Annotated in this window: 16 protein-coding genes; all 16 read right to left on the reverse strand. The window is 51.0% G+C overall.

Annotated features, from left to right (window positions below):
• Positions 1–133 precede the first annotated feature (133 nt).
• The gene (gene dnaE, locus JOD55_RS07170; protein WP_204399348.1) at positions 134–3673 is read right to left on the reverse strand and encodes a DNA polymerase III subunit alpha; all 3540 of its coding nucleotides are present in this window, start codon (positions 3671–3673) and stop codon (positions 134–136) included.
• Positions 3674–3750: 77 nt separating this feature from the next.
• A complete protein-coding gene (locus JOD55_RS07175) occupies positions 3751–4230 on the reverse strand; it encodes a GNAT family N-acetyltransferase (RefSeq protein WP_204399349.1) in 480 nt (159 codons plus the stop codon).
• Complete coding sequence (locus JOD55_RS07180; protein ID WP_204399350.1) at positions 4230–5159, reverse strand: RluA family pseudouridine synthase; 930 nt, start codon at positions 5157–5159, stop codon at positions 4230–4232. Before JOD55_RS07180 ends, JOD55_RS07175 begins: the two co-directional genes overlap by 1 nt.
• A 50-nt stretch (positions 5160–5209) precedes the next feature.
• Complete coding sequence (locus tag JOD55_RS07185; RefSeq protein ID WP_338022223.1) at positions 5210–5719, reverse strand: signal peptidase II; 510 nt, start codon at positions 5717–5719, stop codon at positions 5210–5212.
• Positions 5720–5781: 62 nt separating this feature from the next.
• Positions 5782–6378, reverse strand: a complete 597-nt coding sequence (locus JOD55_RS07190) for a DivIVA domain-containing protein (protein ID WP_204399352.1) — start codon at positions 6376–6378, stop codon at positions 5782–5784.
• 211 nt (positions 6379–6589) lie between these two features.
• Positions 6590–6895, reverse strand: a complete 306-nt coding sequence (locus JOD55_RS07195; RefSeq protein ID WP_338022224.1) for a YggT family protein — start codon at positions 6893–6895, stop codon at positions 6590–6592.
• A gap of 12 nt (positions 6896–6907) precedes the next feature.
• A complete protein-coding gene (locus JOD55_RS07200) occupies positions 6908–7327 on the reverse strand; it encodes a cell division protein SepF (RefSeq protein ID WP_204399353.1) in 420 nt (139 codons plus the stop codon).
• A 135-nt stretch (positions 7328–7462) separates the two neighbouring features.
• On the reverse strand, positions 7463–8257 hold the full coding sequence (locus JOD55_RS07205; protein WP_204399354.1) for a purine nucleoside phosphorylase YfiH/LACC1 family protein: 795 nt from the start codon (positions 8255–8257) through the stop codon (positions 7463–7465).
• Positions 8258–8402: 145 nt separating this feature from the next.
• Positions 8403–9650 (reverse strand): cell division protein FtsZ, encoded by a 1248-nt coding sequence (gene ftsZ / locus JOD55_RS07210; protein WP_204399355.1) that lies wholly within the window; start codon positions 9648–9650, stop codon positions 8403–8405.
• Between the two features lie 140 nt (positions 9651–9790).
• Complete coding sequence (locus JOD55_RS07215) at positions 9791–10966, reverse strand: cell division protein FtsQ/DivIB (protein ID WP_204399356.1); 1176 nt, start codon at positions 10964–10966, stop codon at positions 9791–9793.
• Complete coding sequence (murC, locus tag JOD55_RS07220; protein WP_204399357.1) at positions 10963–12339, reverse strand: UDP-N-acetylmuramate--L-alanine ligase; 1377 nt, start codon at positions 12337–12339, stop codon at positions 10963–10965. Before murC ends, JOD55_RS07215 begins: the two co-directional genes overlap by 4 nt.
• Positions 12336–13460, reverse strand: a complete 1125-nt coding sequence (gene murG / locus JOD55_RS07225; RefSeq protein WP_204399358.1) for an undecaprenyldiphospho-muramoylpentapeptide beta-N-acetylglucosaminyltransferase — start codon at positions 13458–13460, stop codon at positions 12336–12338. The genes murC and murG overlap by 4 nt, the downstream gene beginning before the upstream one ends.
• Complete coding sequence (locus JOD55_RS07230) at positions 13453–14808, reverse strand: FtsW/RodA/SpoVE family cell cycle protein (RefSeq protein WP_204399359.1); 1356 nt, start codon at positions 14806–14808, stop codon at positions 13453–13455. Before JOD55_RS07230 ends, murG begins: the two co-directional genes overlap by 8 nt.
• A gap of 2 nt (positions 14809–14810) precedes the next feature.
• The gene (murD, locus tag JOD55_RS07235; RefSeq protein WP_239538981.1) at positions 14811–16316 is read right to left on the reverse strand and encodes a UDP-N-acetylmuramoyl-L-alanine--D-glutamate ligase; all 1506 of its coding nucleotides are present in this window, start codon (positions 16314–16316) and stop codon (positions 14811–14813) included.
• On the reverse strand, positions 16298–17383 hold the full coding sequence (mraY, locus tag JOD55_RS07240; protein ID WP_204399360.1) for a phospho-N-acetylmuramoyl-pentapeptide-transferase: 1086 nt from the start codon (positions 17381–17383) through the stop codon (positions 16298–16300). Before mraY ends, murD begins: the two co-directional genes overlap by 19 nt.
• Positions 17384–18835 (reverse strand): UDP-N-acetylmuramoyl-tripeptide--D-alanyl-D-alanine ligase, encoded by a 1452-nt coding sequence (locus tag JOD55_RS07245; RefSeq protein ID WP_204399361.1) that lies wholly within the window; start codon positions 18833–18835, stop codon positions 17384–17386.
• Positions 18836–18837: the final 2 nt, after the last annotated feature.

Below are 18837 nucleotides of genomic sequence, written 5' to 3' on the forward strand. Positions count from 1 at the left end.
GCAATTATGATCAGTACGGCTTTGCTACCGGAACACGCCTAACTCGTGCCCGCTTTTTAGCCGTGCCACCAGGGTAAACTGAACCAGTTCAGGGCACTGCCCGAAGCGCGATTTTAGTGCCCTGTGCGCGAATTTAGTGTCCCATGATACAGTCACGCCCCAGCAATACTTTCAAGTCACCATACAAACTTGGGCTCGCAGACACACTATACCGCGCATCAAGCTGCACAATCGTCGTCTTTTTGGCCTGTTTGATATGCATTCTCACCGGTGCAGTACCCGGATACTGCGCAAGTAATTGTTTGAAACGCTCCATCAACTCGGATGTGCACATCCGTTCGGCAATATGAATATCGATCGGCAAATCGGCATCGATATCAGTTGGAGGCATACTCATTTCACGAGCGTTAAGCGAAATTGCACCATCACGAATCGAGACGCGCGCCGTCACCGACACCACCGAGTCTTGCAAAAGCATTGATGAAACAGTTTGGTACGTCGCGGGGAAGAAATTCACTTCCACTGATCCGGTAAGGTCTTCCACGATTGCCGTTGCCCACGCTTTGCCATTCTTCTTCGAAATGCGCGTCTGTACCGAGCTGATAATGCCCGCTACCACCACGGATGCGCCATCACTTAAAGACTCATTATCCAACAGCTCAACAACTGTGGTATCAGAGTTGCGATTCAAGAATGGTTCCAAACCAGACAATGGGTGATCTGAAACATAAAGTCCGAGCATATCGCGTTCAAAATTGAGTTTTTGTTTCTTATCCCATTCTGGAATATCTGGTACCGACACCTCGAAGCCAGAAGAATTATCTGCGCCTAAGTCGCCAAAGAGGTCAAACTGTCCTGCGGCCTCATTGCGTTTGACGGAAACGACCGAGTCAACTGCTTCTTCAATAATTCCCAGTAGTGAACGCCGCGTGTAGCCCATGCTGTCAAAAGCACCCGCTTTAATCAGACATTCCAAAGCCCGCTTATTACATACCTGAAGTGGAACTTTATCCAAGAAATCTTGGAAAGATGTGAATGCGCCCTTTTCTTCGCGCGCCGAAATGATTCCATCGACGACGTTCGAACCCACGTTTCGCACCGCAGACAGTCCCACGCGGATTTCCTCACCAACAGCCCAGTAATCTGCCCGCGATTCGTTGACGTCTGGAACGAGAACTGCGATCCCCATTCGACGACATTCAGCCAAATAAGTGGCCACTTTATCTTTCTTACCAGTATTGGAAGTGAGCAGAGCAGCCATAAATTCTGCCGGGAAATGCGCCTTCAAAAATGCCGTTTGATACGAGACCAAAGCGTAGGCTTCAGAATGCGATTTATTAAAGGCATAGGACGAGAATGGAACGAGGATTTCCCACAGAGTATCGATAGACTGTTGCGAATAACCGTTGGCACGCATACCCGCCGAAAATCCCTCGAACTGTTGCTGCAGAACTTCTGCTTTCTTCTTACCCATAGCTTTACGCAAAATATCTGCTTGTCCGAGCGTAAAGCCAGCAAGTTTTTGAGCAATACGCATAACTTGCTCTTGGTAAACGATCAATCCATGAGTCTGTCCAAGAATCTCCTCAAGTGATTCTTCAAGTTCGGGATGAATCGGAGTTTTATTCTGCAATCCGTTCTTGCGCAAGGCGTAGTTAATATGGGAGTTCGCTCCCATTGGTCCAGGTCGATAAAGTGCAGAAACAGCAGAAATATCGGCAAAATTGTCCATTTTCATCTGCTTGAGCAGGCTGCGCATGCCGCCACCATCAAGCTGGAAAATTCCGAGCGTTTCAGCTCGTGCTAGCAACTCATAGGTCTTTTTATCGTCGAGCTCAATTTCGTCGATATTAGGTGGATTCTTATCGTTTTCTGCAGCGTTACGCAAAGCGTCGTTGATCATCGTGAGGTTAGAAAGCCCCAAGAAATCCATCTTGATCAAACCCAGCTCTTCGCATTGCGGATATTCGAACTGAGTAAGAATGGCACCATCCTTGGCGTTCTTCATAATTGGGATGACATCCGTGAGCGGAGCCGAGGACATAATCACCGCACAGGCGTGCATGCCTGTTTGCCGCACCAAGCCTTCCAATCCCAATGCCAAATCAAAGACTTTTTTCGCATCAGGATCGTTATCCACCACAGCGCGAAACTCACTAGCTTCGGCAAAGCGTGGATGTTCCTTGTTGTAGATCTGATTGACTGGAATATCCTTACCCATCACCGAGGGCGGCATGGCTTTAGTGAGTCGATCGCCCATCTCAAAAGGATAGCCGAGTACGCGCGCTGAATCTTTAAGCGCTTGTTTCGACTTGATAGTACCGAACGTAACTACCTGGGAGACTTTGTCTTTGCCATATTTCTTCTCGACGTATTCAATCACTTCCCCACGACGACGGTCGTCAAAGTCGATATCAAGATCAGGCATTGAAACGCGTTCTGGGTTCAAGAATCTCTCGAAGAGCAGATCGTGGCGAATCGGATCAAGTTGGGTAATACCAAGTGCATAAGCAACCATAGAGCCTGCACCAGAACCACGGCCAGGGCCTACGCGAATTCCTTCATTCCGCGCCCACTTAATATAGTCCGAAACCACTAAGAAGTAGCCTGGGAATCCCATATTGACGATAACTTCTACCTCATAATTTGCACGTTGGCGCACGTGATCCGGTATCGTCTCGCCAAAGCGTTCATGCAGGCCATTTTCAACTTCTCGTATAAACCACGATGTTTCGTCTTCACCAGGTGGCACAGGGAACTTCGGCATATAGTTCGCACCGTCCGCAGTAGTTTCAAAATTGACGTTGCACCGCTCGGCGATGAGCAAAGTATTGGAGCAAGCCTGCGGAATATCAGCAAATAATTGCTGCATCTCTTGGGTAGAACGCAGATAGTAGCCTTCGCCGTCGAAACGAAAACGATCCGGATCCATCAAAGTTGAACCAGAGTTGATACACAACATCGCATCTTGAATCTTGGCATCGGATTTCTTCACATAGTGTGAATCATTCGTCGCAATAATTGGTGCGCCAATTTGATGAGCAAGTGCAATGAGCTCCTTTTGTACTTTTCGCTCAATTTCGATGCCGTGATCCATCACTTCAACGAAAAAATTCTCTTTCCCAAAAATATCTTGAAGCTCGCCTGCAGCCCGAAGCGCCTCATCGTATTGCCCCAACCGCAGGCGCGTTTGCACTTCACCCGACGGACACCCTGCGGTACCGATCAACCCCTCATGATAAGTCTCTAAAAGATCCCGATCCATGCGCGGCCATTTGCCCATCTGCCCTTCTAAGGAGGCTAAAGACCCCATCCTAAACAGATTGTGCATACCAGTGTTGTTTTCACTGAGCAAAGTCATGTGCGTATACGCACCACGCGCTGAAACGTCGTCTGCAGATTGCGCAGGCGTACCCCATTTCACTCGGGTGGTATCAAACCTAGAAGTGCCTGGCGTCATATATGCTTCGATGCCAATAATCGGCTTCACACCAGCTTGTTTCGCGGCTTTCCAAAATTCAAAAGCTCCAAAAAGATAGCCATGATCGGTGATCGCCACCGCAGACTGCTCCTGCGCCACGACCTCATTAACTAGCTTGCTGATTTTGGCCGCGCCGTCAAGCATTGAATAATCGGTGTGAACGTGAAGATGAGCAAAATCTTGTTGAGCCATAGTCACAGTTTACAGAGCTTGCGTCCGGCAGTGGACATTCAAATCAGCTCAAGCTCTATTTCACGCTAAAAACTACCTCAATGAATTGCGTCACGATCGCGCACATCGATTTCACAGGCCATATCTCTATGCTCAATTTGGGCATCGAGATAAATACGATCATCGACATTGGCGTATCCAAGCGCTTCATAAAAAGGAACCGCCTGCAACTGTGCCGAGAGCACGCAACGCACGCGAGCGCCGTCTACAGAAAATCGCTGCGCTGCCACTCGATGCGCAGCCTCCATAAGGATTCTGCCCCACCCGCGCCCACGGCCAATAGCGCGAACCGCAACCCGTCCAATATGCACAAGACCTGCACCATCAGGCAAAATCCGCGCAGTTCCCAGATCGATATCGCCATCGCACATGAGGATATGCACAGTCGTAGGATCGCGATCTAAAGCGTCAAGCTCCTCAGCCAAAGGCACCTTTTGCTCTTGAACAAACACTTCCTTGCGAATCGCAAAACAACGCTGCAATTCTTCTTCAGTTTGCACCTCACGCACGGAAATCATCACATCACGCCCTGACGCATAAGCTCGAGAGCATGGTGCAAATCGGCAGGATATGGCGAATGGAATTCCACATATTCGTTCGTGCGCGGATGATCAAAACCGAGCTTAACAGCATGTAGCCATTGGCGTTCTAGTCCAAGTTTTGCCGAGAGCACCGGATCTGCGCCGTACATATCGTCGCCGACGCACGGATGGCGAGTTGCTGCCATATGCACGCGGATTTGATGGGTACGTCCCGTTTCGAGGTGGACTTCGAGCAAAGTGCCGCCAGACATCGCTTCGAGAGTGTCATAGTGCGTCACAGCAAATTTACCGTCCTGGCGCACACCCATTTTCCATTGGTGGCGATAATCGCGGCCAATTGGTGCCTCGATCGTACCGACCGTCGGTTCTGGATGACCTTGCACCAAAGCGTGATAGATCTTCGTTACAGTGCGGTCACGAAAAGCTCGTTTCAACAGTGTATAAGCGAGTTCCGACTTCGCAACGACCATGGCGCCAGTGGTACCGACGTCGAGCCGATGCACGATTCCCTTGCGCTCTGGTGGACCAGACGTGGTCAAACGCACTCCCATAGCCAAAAGCGCACCAAGCACATCCGGACCTTCGAAATTCAAAGATGCGTGTGCCGCTACCCCAACGGGTTTATCGACCACGATGATATCGTCGTCTTCAAACAAAGTATTCATCCCTGGCACCGGGGTGGGCACAGGCTCCAAGGAGGGTGGCGCAGGAATATCAACCTCAATCACCATGCCCTCAAGAATCTTAAAAGAGCCTTTAGCTGTGGTAATGCCGTCTACCCAAACTTTCCCATCCAAAATAAGATCGAGACATTTTGCCCGCGAAATACCTGTAAAGCGCGAAAGCGCAGCGTCGAGGCGTTCTCCACTAAATTCTGGGAACACAGGATAGGTTTTAAGACTCACAGTTTTTCCTCAGTATTGACGACGGCGAAATAGTTAACGACGACGGCGAATCAGTTTCGCTCACGGCTTTGATCGCGATCGGGAATGCTTTGGATTGGATCAATAGCCTCAATCGCGATAAAGGCAATGACGCCACACACGAGCGCAATATCAGCGATATTTCCGATAAACCAGTTGTTGTAGTTGATGAAGTCCACAACGTGTCCCCGCCCAAATGCGGGTTCGCGAATTAATCGATCGATAAGGTTGCCAACTGCACCAGCCCAGATCGAACTCAAAATAATCACTTGGCTGCGACGGGGAAACTTTCGCAAAATGAAAGGCATCGCCAGCGCAACAAGCGCCGCAAAGAGGGTGAACACCCAGGTAGCACCATTACCTAAAGAAAAAGCAGCTCCAGAATTGTACGTGAGTTTCAACGAGAGCCACGATCCAAGAATCTTGATCTCACGCCCATCGGCGAGTTGATCAACAGCCCAAATCTTCGATATCTGATCTAGCACCACGATCACTGCAAATACGAGCAGCGGTAATACCCAAAAGCTAATGCGTTTCTTCACCCTCATAGCCTACCAACAAAAAGGAGGGCATCTCACGATGCCCTCCCCTTCACGTGTTGTTATCAGATTTGACCACTTTGGCCAGAACCGTTGTTCTCAACATTACTGAGGAGCGACTCAAGGTAGCTCTTTAAACGAGTGCGGTAGTCACGCTCAAATTCACGCAACTCTGAAATCTTGCGTTCAAGCAATGAGCGCTCTTCTTCGAGCTTCGTAAGCGTGCGGTTGTAGTTGTCCTCGGCATCGGTGATGATGCGAGTACGCTCAGCCTCTGCCTCAGAAATAATACGCTCGGACTCTGCCTTACCGTTGGCTACATACTCATCGTGGAGACGCTGAGCAAGTGAAAGCACGCCGGTTGCGGTTGCCGCTTCATCAGTTACAGGCTGCGCGAAGGACGCAGTAGAGTCTGCCTGGGTAGGCTGTGGCTCCGCCTGCTGAGGCGTTGCCATACCAGCAGCGGTTTCGAGCTCGGTAACACGAGCCTGTGCCGACTTCAGTTGTGCCTCAAGTTCTGCCTTTTCCTTGGTCAGTTGAGCGATAGTCTCAGCAACTTCGTCTAGGAAAAAATCGACTTCATCCTGATCGTAGCCATCTTCAACGCGCTTGGGTTCTTTGAAGCGCATGTTGACGACATCGTTTTCCGTCAGCATTGCCATGTTTGTACCTCGTGTCTAAGTATTTGTTTATCAGCAAATATTGTATTCCATTTGTTTCCACGAATGTGAAAATTTACTCGAAATGCCTATTTGCTCTTTTTCAAAGTTACAGGTATTTCTTATCACATTCCAACAGAACGCTGCCATTAAATCGCAAAATAATTTAATTCTCTATTATCAGATATTGGTAAAACTGTTGAATTCACGCCAATTACAGTAAAAGCAAAACTGCAATTCTGGTGATGAGGAACATAAGAAGTTTAATCGAAAAATACAGGACTAAGAATCCAATGTCTATCGCAATGCCACCAAACCGTAGCGGCGGAACATAGCGACCAATGTATCGCAGTGGCGGATCAGTTAGTCGGTAAATCCAATTCGCCACCACGAGCAAAACGCCTTGCGGCTGCCAATCTCGCGCAAAGATTTGGGCAAAATCCAAAATAACTCGCCCAATCAAGATGAGAATATAAGCTTCACAAGCCCAATAAAGAAAATTCAAAATTGTTGTGATCACTTGTTAAAATCCTCAGCGGGCAAAGTCATGTTCTGTTTCAGATCCGCGCGAATCGATACTTACCGAATGTGGGGTAAGTAGGAATACGTCGTCTGAAATACGAGAGAACACACCCTCCAAGCCAAAGCAAAGGCCGAGCGCAAAATCGACGATACGGGCACGCTCGCCATCTGCAGCTTCACTGAGGTTCAAAATCACAGGCAAGCCGTTGCGGAACTCTACAGCGAAATCTTTGATGTCTTTGTAGGACGACACCCACACCGTAACGATCCTTGCAATATCAACATTGGCAACCGAACGGATAGGCGTAACCTGCGCGTCGTCAGACTCGAAGTATTCCTCATCTGCGTAGTCAACAAAATCGCCGTCTTCGTAGCCAAAATCTTCATCGCCCACTGCGGCCTTTTGGTTGATCCGATCTAGAAAACCCATGTTCTCTCCTTAATAAAGCATGCTGATACAAAACTATAAAAGATGAATCTGAAAGGGAAGATCTCAGCCGGTGTGTCTGCAAACTCCCCTATTTTAGTCTCTTCTCGCAACCGTCTTTCAATCGTCTCGCAACCATCACTCTCGGCTCAAAACTGCATATCCAGCAAAGCGCCCAGTAGACGTGCCCGCTTTGCCAGCTCGGCGATGCGAGAAATATTTGTGCGATTCCAATGTGCACGCCCCATGACGAACCACCTGCGCTAATTCCAAAGCTCGAAGCTGGTGCTCAAGGCCTGCCGGAATATCCAGTGCAGGAGTACCCCAGCTCGTTATGCTTACTGCCCAGGGCGCTGTGCGCTCAAAAACTTCTACCATCTGCGCCGGTAATTCATAGCAGTTACCACAAATACTCGGCCCAATAAAAGCGTGTAACTGCGCGCGCTGCGTCCCTCGCTTGCACATCTCACCCACAACTTTTCCGGCGATCCCTTGCTCAAAACCAGCTCTACCCACATGAACCACAGCCGTTCGCGCTCCAGTCTGATCCACCAAGATCAACGGAACGCAGTCTGCAACCATCACCGCTGCGCCTTGAGAACTGCCCGGGCGTATTGAACTTCGCTCCACAATGATCGCATCGGCGTCTCCAACACTCCAAGAATCACCCACTAATTGCGCCGATTGCGCATCTTTGACCTCACTGCCATGCACTTGATCCATCCACACCAAATGAGCATCAAGGCCGTGTTCGAGAATCGCGCGATTTTGACGCACGAGCTGAGCGTCGTCGCCAACGTGAAAAGCGAGATTCAACGAAGCGTACGGCTCAGGCGATACGCCACCGTAACGAGTTGTGAAACCACAGCGCACACCTGCCTTAGCCAACCATGGCAGATCAATGGCCTCATAAGGTGGCAATTCCGAGCGCATAGATACCTCCACGTTTTCCTCATAGAACCTTATCGATTAATGATCCGACTGATAGTCATTTGATGCGCAACAGCGATAAAAATGTGGCCTTTGATAGGCAATTATCAAAGGCCACAGGTTGAAGTTATCCTATCTGATCCAGATATTATTCCTCGCCGAAAAGGAACGGCGGAATATCAAGATCAGGACGACGCCGGGTCGATTCGTCCTCCAAAATCGGTGGCACATCGAGCGACGTCGGTGCGGCACTTTGCGTCGTGAGCGGCGGCAGATCGTTGTCGTGATTGGCATGTGGCATCGCAGGTGAAGCAACATTGCCGCTCACCGCTGGACGCTGCGCTACCCGCTCGTCTGCGCTTGGAATTTCGCGATGCTTAGCAGCACCTTGCTCTGGCGCAGCAGGAATAGTTGGCTGAGCCATAGTCTTCTCTACTGGAGCAAGGTAGTCCTCAGTCTCATCGAATCCCGCAGCGATGACGGTAACGCGCAGTTCATCGCCAAGTGACTCGTCGATCATCAAACCAATAATGATGTTCGCATTTGGATCAACAGCTTCCTTGACCAGGTTCGAAGCCTCAGAGTATTCGGTCAAGCCCAAATCGGTTGAGGCGGTGAAAGCCAAGAGCACGCCATGCGCGCCGTCAATACGTGCTTCAAGAAGCGGAGAAGAGATAGCATTTTCTGTTGCACGCAAGGCACGATCGGCACCAGAAGCACTGCCGATACCCATCAGTGCGGTTCCGGCGTCTTTCATAATTGCTTTCACATCAGCAAAGTCGAGGTTGATCTCACCAGCTTTAGTGATGAGGTCAGAAATGCCTTTCACGCCTGAGTTGAGCACTTCGTCTGCCATACGGAAAGCTTCAATAATGCCGATGTTCTTCTCTGAAATCTCGAGAAGTCGATCGTTTGGAATGACGATAAGTGTGTCTACCGCTTCGCGCAGTGCAGCAATACCTGCATTTGCGTTACGAGTGCGCTGTTGCCCTTCAAAACCAAATGGCCGAGTCACAACTCCAACCGTCAAAGCGCCGAGCTCACGAGCCACCGAAGCGACGATCGGAGCAGCTCCCGTTCCGGTTCCGCCGCCTTCACCAGCGGTAACAAAGACCATATCGGCTCCATCAAGAGCGTTACGCACTGTCTCAATGTTCTCTTCAGCAGCGCGCTTACCCACAGTCGGATCAGCGCCAGCGCCGAGTCCTTGTGAGACGTTCATGCCGATATCTAGCTTAGTTTCCGCTTCTGATTTTGCCAGCGACTGTGCATCGGTATTGACAGCAATAAAGTCAACACCAGCTAGTCCGTCTTGAATCATTCGGTCAATAGCGTTTACGCCACCGCCGCCTACACCAACAACTTTGATGTCGGCTGCATTATTCATTGACAACATTGCCTATTCCTTCCGAAACCTCAAGTATTACTTGAAGTTTTACGACTTCAACCTCGCGGAAAAAATAATGTCAATGAATCAATTAAGCAACGATATAACCGGTGTGTTGCACAATTAGCTTCCGTTAACGCACACCTTCATCACTTTGCAACCGGCGCACCTGGAACAGAAACGTCGATCTTCGACTTTGGTTCAGCCAAAATTGAACGCAAAACGCGAGCCTTCGCATCGCCGTCTTTCGAAATCCCCCAAAAAACCTCACGCCCATCTTTGAACACAAAAGTCATCTGATACCCAGAAGAAACCTTGACTCGCGCCACCTGCGCAGCTAGATCCGTGTTGAGATACCCAAATAACTGGTTGATATCTTTCAATGCACGCTGAGCATCCATGCCATCAGGAATATTTTCGAGCACCGGCAAATTCTGCGTCATCTCAGCAGGCAGGTGCAGTTCCTCACCTTTGGCCGATAGAGGCACGCAGGCATTGTTCTTGTTCACGCACACCACCGGGTACTGTGGCTTAATTTCCACTACCAGCCCTGAAAATGGCGATGCGCTCACATCGGCCTGTGCGACTTCAGGAATTGCTTCCAAAGCTTCTTCAAGCTCACCGCGATTAATACGCAGCAACTGCTCGCCCTCGTATTGGCTCAATACCGAATTGACCTGCGTTTCACCGGCAGTATTGGTTGGCCCATCATAATTGACTGAGATATTCGAAGCGCTAATGCGCAAAAGCGGAGAAAACAGCAGCAGCCACGTAGTAAAGGCCAAAAAACCTGCCAATGCCAGCGCAATAGCGAGCTTTTTGATGCGCACTTTGCGCACCTCATGCCGTTGCTCGGTCAAGCGATCGTTCAACGACAGCACATTAGAGCTCTTCTTTTTTGCGCCGCCGCTCTTTCCCACTTCGCGTTTAGCAGGCATAGCCGCTGCCAGCTTCTGACGCCACTCGTGATATTCAGAATGTTGCTCAGATTCCGAATCGGCATCCACAAGGCTCGCCCTTTGCTCAAGGCGCTCTTTGACGCGCGCAAAAGGCGCAGTCAAACCTCGAAAACGCGAGCGCTGCTCAGCTTCAGCATGCGCGATCTCATCCTTATCGAAGTCCAACTCGGCGCTGTCGTATGTCGCGACTGGAGCAGTTTCAGCAGCAGGAGCGCTGTGAGCATAGGCTGCAGTCTCTACAGAATCCGCTGTAGTTGCCCCTTGCCCTGCTGGGAGATCTCGACTACGGGAATCACTGGCTTGCTGCTGAGTGTGATCGGCCGGCGAAATACTTCGCAGTTTACGAGGTTGGCGAGGTGCTCTCATGAGTTCTTCTCCAGTTCCTCCAAAATTACAGCTCCGAGTTCAGTCACGTCACCAGCGCCAACGGTGAGAATCGCATCCCCTGGTTCGGCACGGCGGGCAATCTCATGGGCAGCTTGAATCCGATCGGGAATGTAATCGGCAGTAGGTAAAAACGCAGTGATTGCATCGCCTTCAACGCCGTCGCTCGGAACCTCGCGAGCAGCATAAACACTGGTCACGACGACGTCGTCGGCAAGCGACAGCGCCTGGGCGAAACGCTGGGCAAAATTTTTGGTGCGGGAATATAAGTGCGGTTGAAACAGCACTCGAACTTTGCCAGAAAATAGCGACTTCGCAGTTCGCAGGGTAGCTTCAACCTCAGTTGGATGATGGGCATAATCGTCGATAACTTTGATACCGCGCTGCTCCCCGCGCAGTTCAAATCGCCGTCCTGTCCCGCGGAATGCCTGCAGCGCACGAGCCATATCTTGGCCAGAGATGCCAAGCTCAACGCCAACTAACCAGGCGCCTACCGCGTTGAGTAGCATATGCTCACCTGGAACTGCCATCTTCAGTTCATAATTTTGAGCGCCAAACACGATACGGGCGCATTGCGCATCTGCATCTGGATCTGCGTCTGCATCTGGATCACGCAGCAGCGCATGAGCTTGACCGATACTACATTCGGTACGTCCATAGGTCCACACCCGCGCTCCAGCTTGCACAGCTTGCTCAGCAAGTGCGCGCGAGCCATCATTATCCGCACAGCAGACCAAAAGACCGCCAGGCACAATACGCTGTGAAAAATCAACAAAGGCCTGCTCAAACTTTTCCAGCGTTCCGTAGTGGTCAAGATGGTCGGCTTCAATATTGAGTACCAACGCAACGCGCGGGGCATAGTTCAAAAAAGATTGATCTGATTCATCGGCTTCAGCAACAAGAATTTGGCCGCTACCCAAATATCCGCCCGAGAGTCCACCGGCCAGTGAACCGCCGATAGCTCGCGAAGGATCGAGCCCAAGCTCTGCTAAAGCCACAGCCAGCATTCCTGTGGTCGAGGTTTTACCGTGCGCACCCGCCACCGCCACGAAATCTTTATTCTGCGCCGCAAAAGCTAGTGCTTGCGAGCGGTGCATTATTTTTTGACCTCGCGCACGGGCGATGTGCAGCTCCGGGTTCTCGGGCTTTATAGCTGACGAAACGACGACGATCGCGTCGTCATCCATATTCTCTTGCGCATGTCCCACAGCGACGACGGCACCAGCGTCACGCAGCCGCCGCACGTTTTGCGAATCCGCACGATCCGATCCATGCACGCTATGGCCTTGGGCTAAGAGTAAGTCTGCCACCACAGACATTCCAGCTCCGCCAATACCAATGAGATGAAACTTCACGAGGCAATCTCCAAGGTTTTCTGAGCTAGCACCTGTGCCCCATCGAGAGCAGATACCGCACGGGCTTTTGTAGACATTTCGCTCAATACGTTGTTTTCAAATAAAGGCAATACATTGGCTCGCAGCCACTGCGGCGTGAATTCACTATCGGCAACCATGAGGGCGCCACCAGCCTCTACGACGTCTTGGGCATTGAGAGCTTGTTCGCCATTGCCGATAGGCAACGGCACGAAAACCGCTGGAATACCCAAGCCTGAAACTTCAGCTACCATCCCTGCGCCTGCACGAGTGATCACCAAATCTGCCAGAGCGTAGGCTTTCTCCATGCCCATGAGATAGTCAATGACTTGATAACCGCAGCTGTGCAAATGAGCAGTCTGTTCTCGCACCTGGGTATCTTTTCCCTTGCCAGTAATGTGGAGAACCTGGATTCCGGCGTCGATCATTTCTTGGGCGCACTGCACAAGAACCTCGTTCAGGTGCAGCGCACCTAGCGAACCTCCCGTAACTACAACTACTGGCTTATTAGCATCGAAGTTGTACGCAGCGAGCATCTGGGCGCGCAAATCTTGGCGTAACCGCTCGTGATCTGCTAAATCCGAAATACTTGCACGCATCGGCAAACCTATAACTTGTGTGCTTCCATGACGCGCTTTCAATGCAGTAGAGGCAAAAGTGAGCGCCACAAAATGAGCAAAACGCGCTCCAAGTTTATTGGCCAAACCAGGACGAGCATTGCCTTCATGCACGATCACCGGAATATTCAATGACTTTGCTGCCATGTACACCGGAGTAGAGACGTAGCCACCAAATCCAACGACTACATCAGCCTTTGCCTGGCGAAGTACCTCTTTGGCAGCTTTGATAGATTTACCAAAACGCGGCAGGAATGTAATCGCATCTTTGTTGATGCGGCGCGGGAATGGCACACGATCAATCGTGACGAGGTGATAGCCTGCGGCTGGTACCAGCTCCGTTTCGAGTCCCTGATCGGTACCCACCACCGTAATCTCCACGTTTGAATCCAGCTTCTTTAAGGCATCCGCAGTTGATAACAACGGATTTACGTGGCCGGCAGTTCCTCCGCCAGCGAGAACCACCGAAATGTGCCGATCAGGCATCTTTCCTCCTCAATACTGCGCGTGCACGGTGCACCAACGTTGAGCGAATCCGCAGGCTCTCTTTTACACCTGGCACGCTCATCGCGCATGAAATCACTATCCCAATCATAAACAGTGTAGCCATCAAAGCTGAGCCGCCTTGTGAGAGAAATGGCAGTGGCACGCCAAAAACAGGAAGCAGGCCAGTAACGACGCACATATTGAGGAATGCCTGCCCGCAAATCCACAATCCAGCACCGGCAGATAAAAGCTGACCGTATCTGAAAGGATGATTCACAATCAAGCGCAAAAATGCCCACGCAAGCACCAAAAACAGCACTACGATGATGATTGAGCCGAACAAACCTAGCTCTTCGCCAATAACAGCGAAAATGAAGTCAGTATGGGCTTCCTTCAGATCTCGCCATTTTTCCTTGCCAGCGCCAATTCCCAGTCCAGACCAGCCTCCGGTGCCAAAAGCGAATTGGGCAAAATCCGCTTGGCTAGGTTCTTTAAGGCCAGGCGTGGAGAAGAGATTATTGAAATAACTAGTTACTCGGCTTAGACGCGACGGTTGAATGGCGATCAGTGCACCTGCGCCAACTATTCCCGCGCCAAAAACAATACCGAGATATTTCAAAGGCAAACCGGCCAGCCACAGCATTCCTAAACCAATGAGCACATACACGATTGATGTGCCCATGTCTCCTGGCAGCAAAACCAGTCCGGTGGCAATAGTGAGTCCGCCCACAGGCAGGGCAAGAGCGTGGAGATCTGCCATTTGCGGCACCCGCAACCTGCCAATCACATGAGCCAGCCACACGATTACTGCTAGTTTTAAGAACTCCGATGGTTGAAGCTGTAAACCGCCAATTTTTAACCAGTTCGTATTACCGGCCACTTCTTTTCCAAAAAAGACCACTGCAAGCTGCATAATGCAAGCGCCAGCGAAAATCACATAGCACATTCGCTCAATCAAGCGATAGGGAAGGATCGCCAGCACCACTGCGCCGATGACGCCAAGTACTGCCCAAAACACCTGCCTGATCGCAACGGAAAACAAGCCAACGCCCTCGCCGTAGCGATCAACTGCGCGAATTGACGATGCAGACGTTGCCGAAAACACCATAAAAATTCCAATGATCAGCAAAATGGTGGACGCAACCAGCAGCGTGATAACCGATCTTTGCACGGCGTCACGCCGTTCACGTTGATTTTGCGTCAATTCTCGCGTTTGGCCTACCGGTGGATCAATAGGTTCAGCAAAGAGCACTGGCGTAGGATTCATGGCGCTGCTGCGATTCATAGCGCCACCGCGATTCACTGCGCTGCTGTAGTTGACAGCGCCGGAATGCATTGACTGCCCCATTTTTAACTGCCCTCCTGAACTTGCGCAATCTTGTGCGATACTGCTTGTGAAAAAGCTTGACCACGATGTGCATAAGAGGTGAACTGATCCATCGACGCGCTTGCTGGAGCGAGCAACACAGATCGAGTCTGTGAAGTAATATGGCGCTGCGCAGCTTCCACCGCCAATTCCATCGGATTTGTGGCGTCCGTATCGACGTAGTGCACTGGCACGTTAAGCGAACTCAACGCGCTGCGCCATGGCTCTTGATCACGCCCAATAACGATAACCGCACCGAGCACACTTTCAACTTCACTCACTAGCTGTTCGAATCGTGCCCCCTTTGCAAGGCCGCCAACGATCCAAACCACAGATTTTTCAGGGCGTCCGCACAGCGAAGCTTTTGCAGCATGCGCATTCGTCGCTTTCGAATCGTCGATCCATTCTACGCCGTCCACACACGCCACAGTCTCAATGCGATGCGCTCCGAGCCGATAGGCAGCAAGACCTGCCCGAACTTGCTCAGCATCCACACCGATCGATCGGGCGAGCGCAGCGGCAGCCAAAGCATCTTTCACCAAGTGCGCCGGGAGCTGTTCCAGCCCGAGACCCTTCAGATCTCCTAATTCAAATAGTTCAGTGGCTTCGCGGCGGTAATGTGCACCAAATGCTCGATCAACGGCCACGTCCTCGACCAAGCCGATTTGCCCAAGCGCAGGAATTCCCAGTGATACCCCAATAGCACGCGCTCCTTCTTGCACATCAGCTTCGTCAACCATACTCTGCACTTGCGAATCGCCAACTGGATACACACAGGCCAGCTGAGTGCGTTCATATATCGAAGCTTTTGCTTGCCAATAGGCTTGCCGAGTGCCATGCCATTCCAAATGGTCATCGTCAATATTGAGGCATAAGGCCGCTGCTGGCGCCATGGAATGTGTGGCTTTGAGTTGAAACGAAGAAAGCTCAACGGCAAATGCCCGCGGAGCATTGGCATCGGTGCGACTAACCTCCTGCACGGCCGGTGTGCCAATATTCCCCACCGCCACACCTTTGAAGTGCGAATGTTGCAAAATGGAGGCGAGCATGGAGACCGTCGTCGTCTTTCCATTCGTTCCCGTCACGCACAGCCACGGTGCGAATACACCGGCTTCGTCGCACGCACGCAGTCGCCATGCGAGCTCGATCTCGGACCAAATCTCAATATTGCGTTCGCGTAGCGTTGTCCATTCGATTCCAGTTTCAGGAAAGCCCGGTGAAATAACGACGACGTCGGGCTGCCAAGTTACGAGCGAGTCGAGCATTTTTTGCGCGGCTGAGTCGCTAAAAGCATAGGATATGCGCGAATCAGCACTATATGTTGCTACCGCTTCAGGCTGAGAATCCCAAACGCCTACGACGGCCCGCGTCTTTGTGACCAGTGCGTCCACACATGCACGGCCAGACACTCCTAATCCCAATACGGCGATTCTCCGAGCATCAAAATCCTTGACAGTAGGGATCGAATAACTCATTGTTGTGAAAGCCATTCCGCATAGAATAGTCCGATACCTAAAGCAGCCAGTAGGAATTGGATGAGCCAGAATCTCACTACGATAGTGACTTCTTTCCAGCCTTTAAGCTCAAAGTGATGATGAAGCGGTGCCATTCTGAACACACGTTTACCAGTCGTTTTGAAGAATCCGATCTGGATAACATCTGAAATAACGATGATAACGAACAGTCCGCCCAAAAAAACTGCCAGCACTTGGGTCTGCGTAAGAATCGAGATACCAGCAAAAGCTCCACCGAGTGCGAGCGAGCCGGTATCTCCCATAAAAATGCGAGCCGGCGAAGTGTTATGCCACAAAAATCCTAAACAAGCTCCCACGATAGCTGCCGCGATCATGGCCAAATCACGAGGATCGCGCACGTCATAACAACCATTTTCTGGATTGACCACCGATAAACACGGCTGGTACGACTGCCACAGCGTGACCACTACGTAGGCGCCGAAAGCAATAGCTGAAGCGCCCGCTGCTAAGCCATCGAGTCCATCAGTGAGATTTACGGCATTCGACCAAGCTGTAATAAGGAAATTTGCCCACAGCACGAACAAAATAATGCCCAGTACAGTTATACCAAAGGCCAGGTCAAGCCTGGTATCACGCACAATAGAAATATGCGTCGACGCAGGCGAACGATTGAGTTCATTGCGAAATTGAAGCGCGAGTATGGAGAAAGTGATTCCAATGGCGCCCTGCCCGATCATTTTTGCCATCGGAGTCAAGCCCAGCGAGCGCTCTTTGCGCACTTTGATGAAGTCGTCAAGGAAGCCGATGAAGCCCAGTCCGATCATGAGGAAGAGCAGTAAGATGCCTGAGGCGTTAGGGGTTCGCGACGTCGCAATATTACTTGCCAAGTATCCAAGCACAGTAGCCAAAATAATGATGATGCCACCCATAGTTGGAGTACCGCGCTTCGTTAGGTGCGTCGTCGGGCCGTCCTCACGAATGAACTGCCCATACGAACGCCGCTCAAGCAGCTTAATAAGAAGAGGAGTGCAAAACAGGGAAATAGCAAGCGCTATCGCACCTGCGACCAAAATCGAAAGCATTTACTCCCCTTCTGTCAAGAGTTCATCGGCGATCTTCCAAACCCCCGAACCGTTCGAGCCCTTTAATAAGACTACGTCACCAGCGCGCAATTCTGAGCGAAGAAACTCTTGCGCAGAGTCAACAGTACTGAATTGGCGCACGTTCACTCCACCCAATTCGGCTGCTTGCGCCAGCTTGGATGTGCCTTCTCCAATGCAAAATGCCACGTCAACCCCTAATTGAGCAAGATATTCGCCAATGTGGCGGTGTTCGGTGTCAGATTCAGCACCCAACTCTAGCATTGTGCCAAGCACCGCAATTTTTCGCCTATTCGCACCCAAATCCGCTAATGCACGCAAACCCGCACGCATCGAATCCGGATTGGCATTATAAGAATCGTCAATCACCGTGATTTCGCCAATGCGGCGCACATCCATACGGTGTGGGCTCGCCGCATTAGCCTGCTGTAGCACTTGAGCAATATGCTCGATCGGCACGTTGAGCAGGTGGGCAACTGCTCCGGCAGCTAACGCATTATTAACATGATGCAAGCCAGCAAGTGCCATCCGTACGCGCTCCTGCTGCTCACCAATATGAAGCACGAACTGGGCGTGGCCCTCGCAATTAGTAATATCCGAAGCGTAGACCAGCACGTCAGCCTTGGAATTCGTGATGGTCTTTGCCCCGGTGGCAGAAAAGAACGTAACGGGCACCGAACTCAATTCTTCCATCGCGACGACGCGACCGTCGTCGGCATTCAAAACGACTTGGCCATCTGCCTGCGTACCAGTCACTAGCTCTGACTTTGCCCGCGCCACATTCTCAATTCCACCAAACTCGCCCAAATGCGCCCGTGCCACGGCCAATACAGCCGAAATATCAGGAGAAGCAATTGATGTTAAATACTCGATGTTGCCAATATGATCTGCGCCCATTTCCAAAACGAGAGTCGCAGTTTGTTTATCAGCACGAAGTACTGTCAGTGGCACGCCAATCTCGTTATTGAAAGAATTGGGTGGTGCCACAATTGCACCGCGATATGCCAGCATCTGGGCAAGCAGGTCTTTAGTGGTTGTCTTTCCCACTGAGCCAGTAATACCAACCACTTTCAAGTCCGGGTTTCCGTTGTGGCGCAACTGCCGCAGCGATTCGCGCGCCAACATTCCCAAGGCTTTCACTACATCGTTGACGCATATTAACCGCTCAGGAGCTACTCCTGCGGCAAGCGCCGTATCCGGATCATCCGAAAGCACCGCCACTGCCCCACGATTTAACGCATCTGCACCAAAACTGTTGCCATTCGAACGCTCACCTTTGATAGCAACGAATAATTCGCCACCTACAACTGCCCGATTATCAGTAACTACAGCTGTAATAGCGGCGTCCTTAATATCGGATATATTGGGCGCGAGCGAATCAAGCAGTGTCCCTTCGCATGCGTGCAAGACTTTCTCAAACGTGGCATCAAACATCT

It is taken from the genome of Arcanobacterium pluranimalium (genome assembly GCF_016907845.1).
GTDB classification, from domain to species: domain Bacteria; phylum Actinomycetota; class Actinomycetes; order Actinomycetales; family Actinomycetaceae; genus Arcanobacterium_A; species Arcanobacterium_A pluranimalium.

Coding starts and splice junctions, on each gene's coding strand:
- JOD55_RS07205 (WP_204399354.1), bottom strand. CDS start 8,257: ATGCGCTCGGAATTGCCACCTTATGAGGCCATTGATCTGCCATGGTTG.
- dnaE (WP_204399348.1), bottom strand. CDS start 3,673: ATGGCTCAACAAGATTTTGCTCATCTTCACGTTCACACCGATTATTCA.
- JOD55_RS07190 (WP_204399352.1), bottom strand. CDS start 6,378: ATGGCAATGCTGACGGAAAACGATGTCGTCAACATGCGCTTCAAAGAA.
- JOD55_RS07245 (WP_204399361.1), bottom strand. CDS start 18,835: ATGTTTGATGCCACGTTTGAGAAAGTCTTGCACGCATGCGAAGGGACA.
- ftsZ (WP_204399355.1), bottom strand. CDS start 9,650: ATGTTGTCAATGAATAATGCAGCCGACATCAAAGTTGTTGGTGTAGGC.
- murG (WP_204399358.1), bottom strand. CDS start 13,460: ATGCCTGATCGGCACATTTCGGTGGTTCTCGCTGGCGGAGGAACTGCC.
- mraY (WP_204399360.1), bottom strand. CDS start 17,383: ATGCTTTCGATTTTGGTCGCAGGTGCGATAGCGCTTGCTATTTCCCTG.
- JOD55_RS07215 (WP_204399356.1), bottom strand. CDS start 10,966: ATGAGAGCACCTCGCCAACCTCGTAAACTGCGAAGTATTTCGCCGGCC.
- JOD55_RS07200 (WP_204399353.1), bottom strand. CDS start 7,327: ATGGGTTTTCTAGATCGGATCAACCAAAAGGCCGCAGTGGGCGATGAA.
- JOD55_RS07230 (WP_204399359.1), bottom strand. CDS start 14,808: ATGGGGCAGTCAATGCATTCCGGCGCTGTCAACTACAGCAGCGCAGTG.
- murD (WP_239538981.1), bottom strand. CDS start 16,316: ATGGCTTTCACAACAATGAGTTATTCGATCCCTACTGTCAAGGATTTT.
- JOD55_RS07175 (WP_204399349.1), bottom strand. CDS start 4,230: ATGATTTCCGTGCGTGAGGTGCAAACTGAAGAAGAATTGCAGCGTTGT.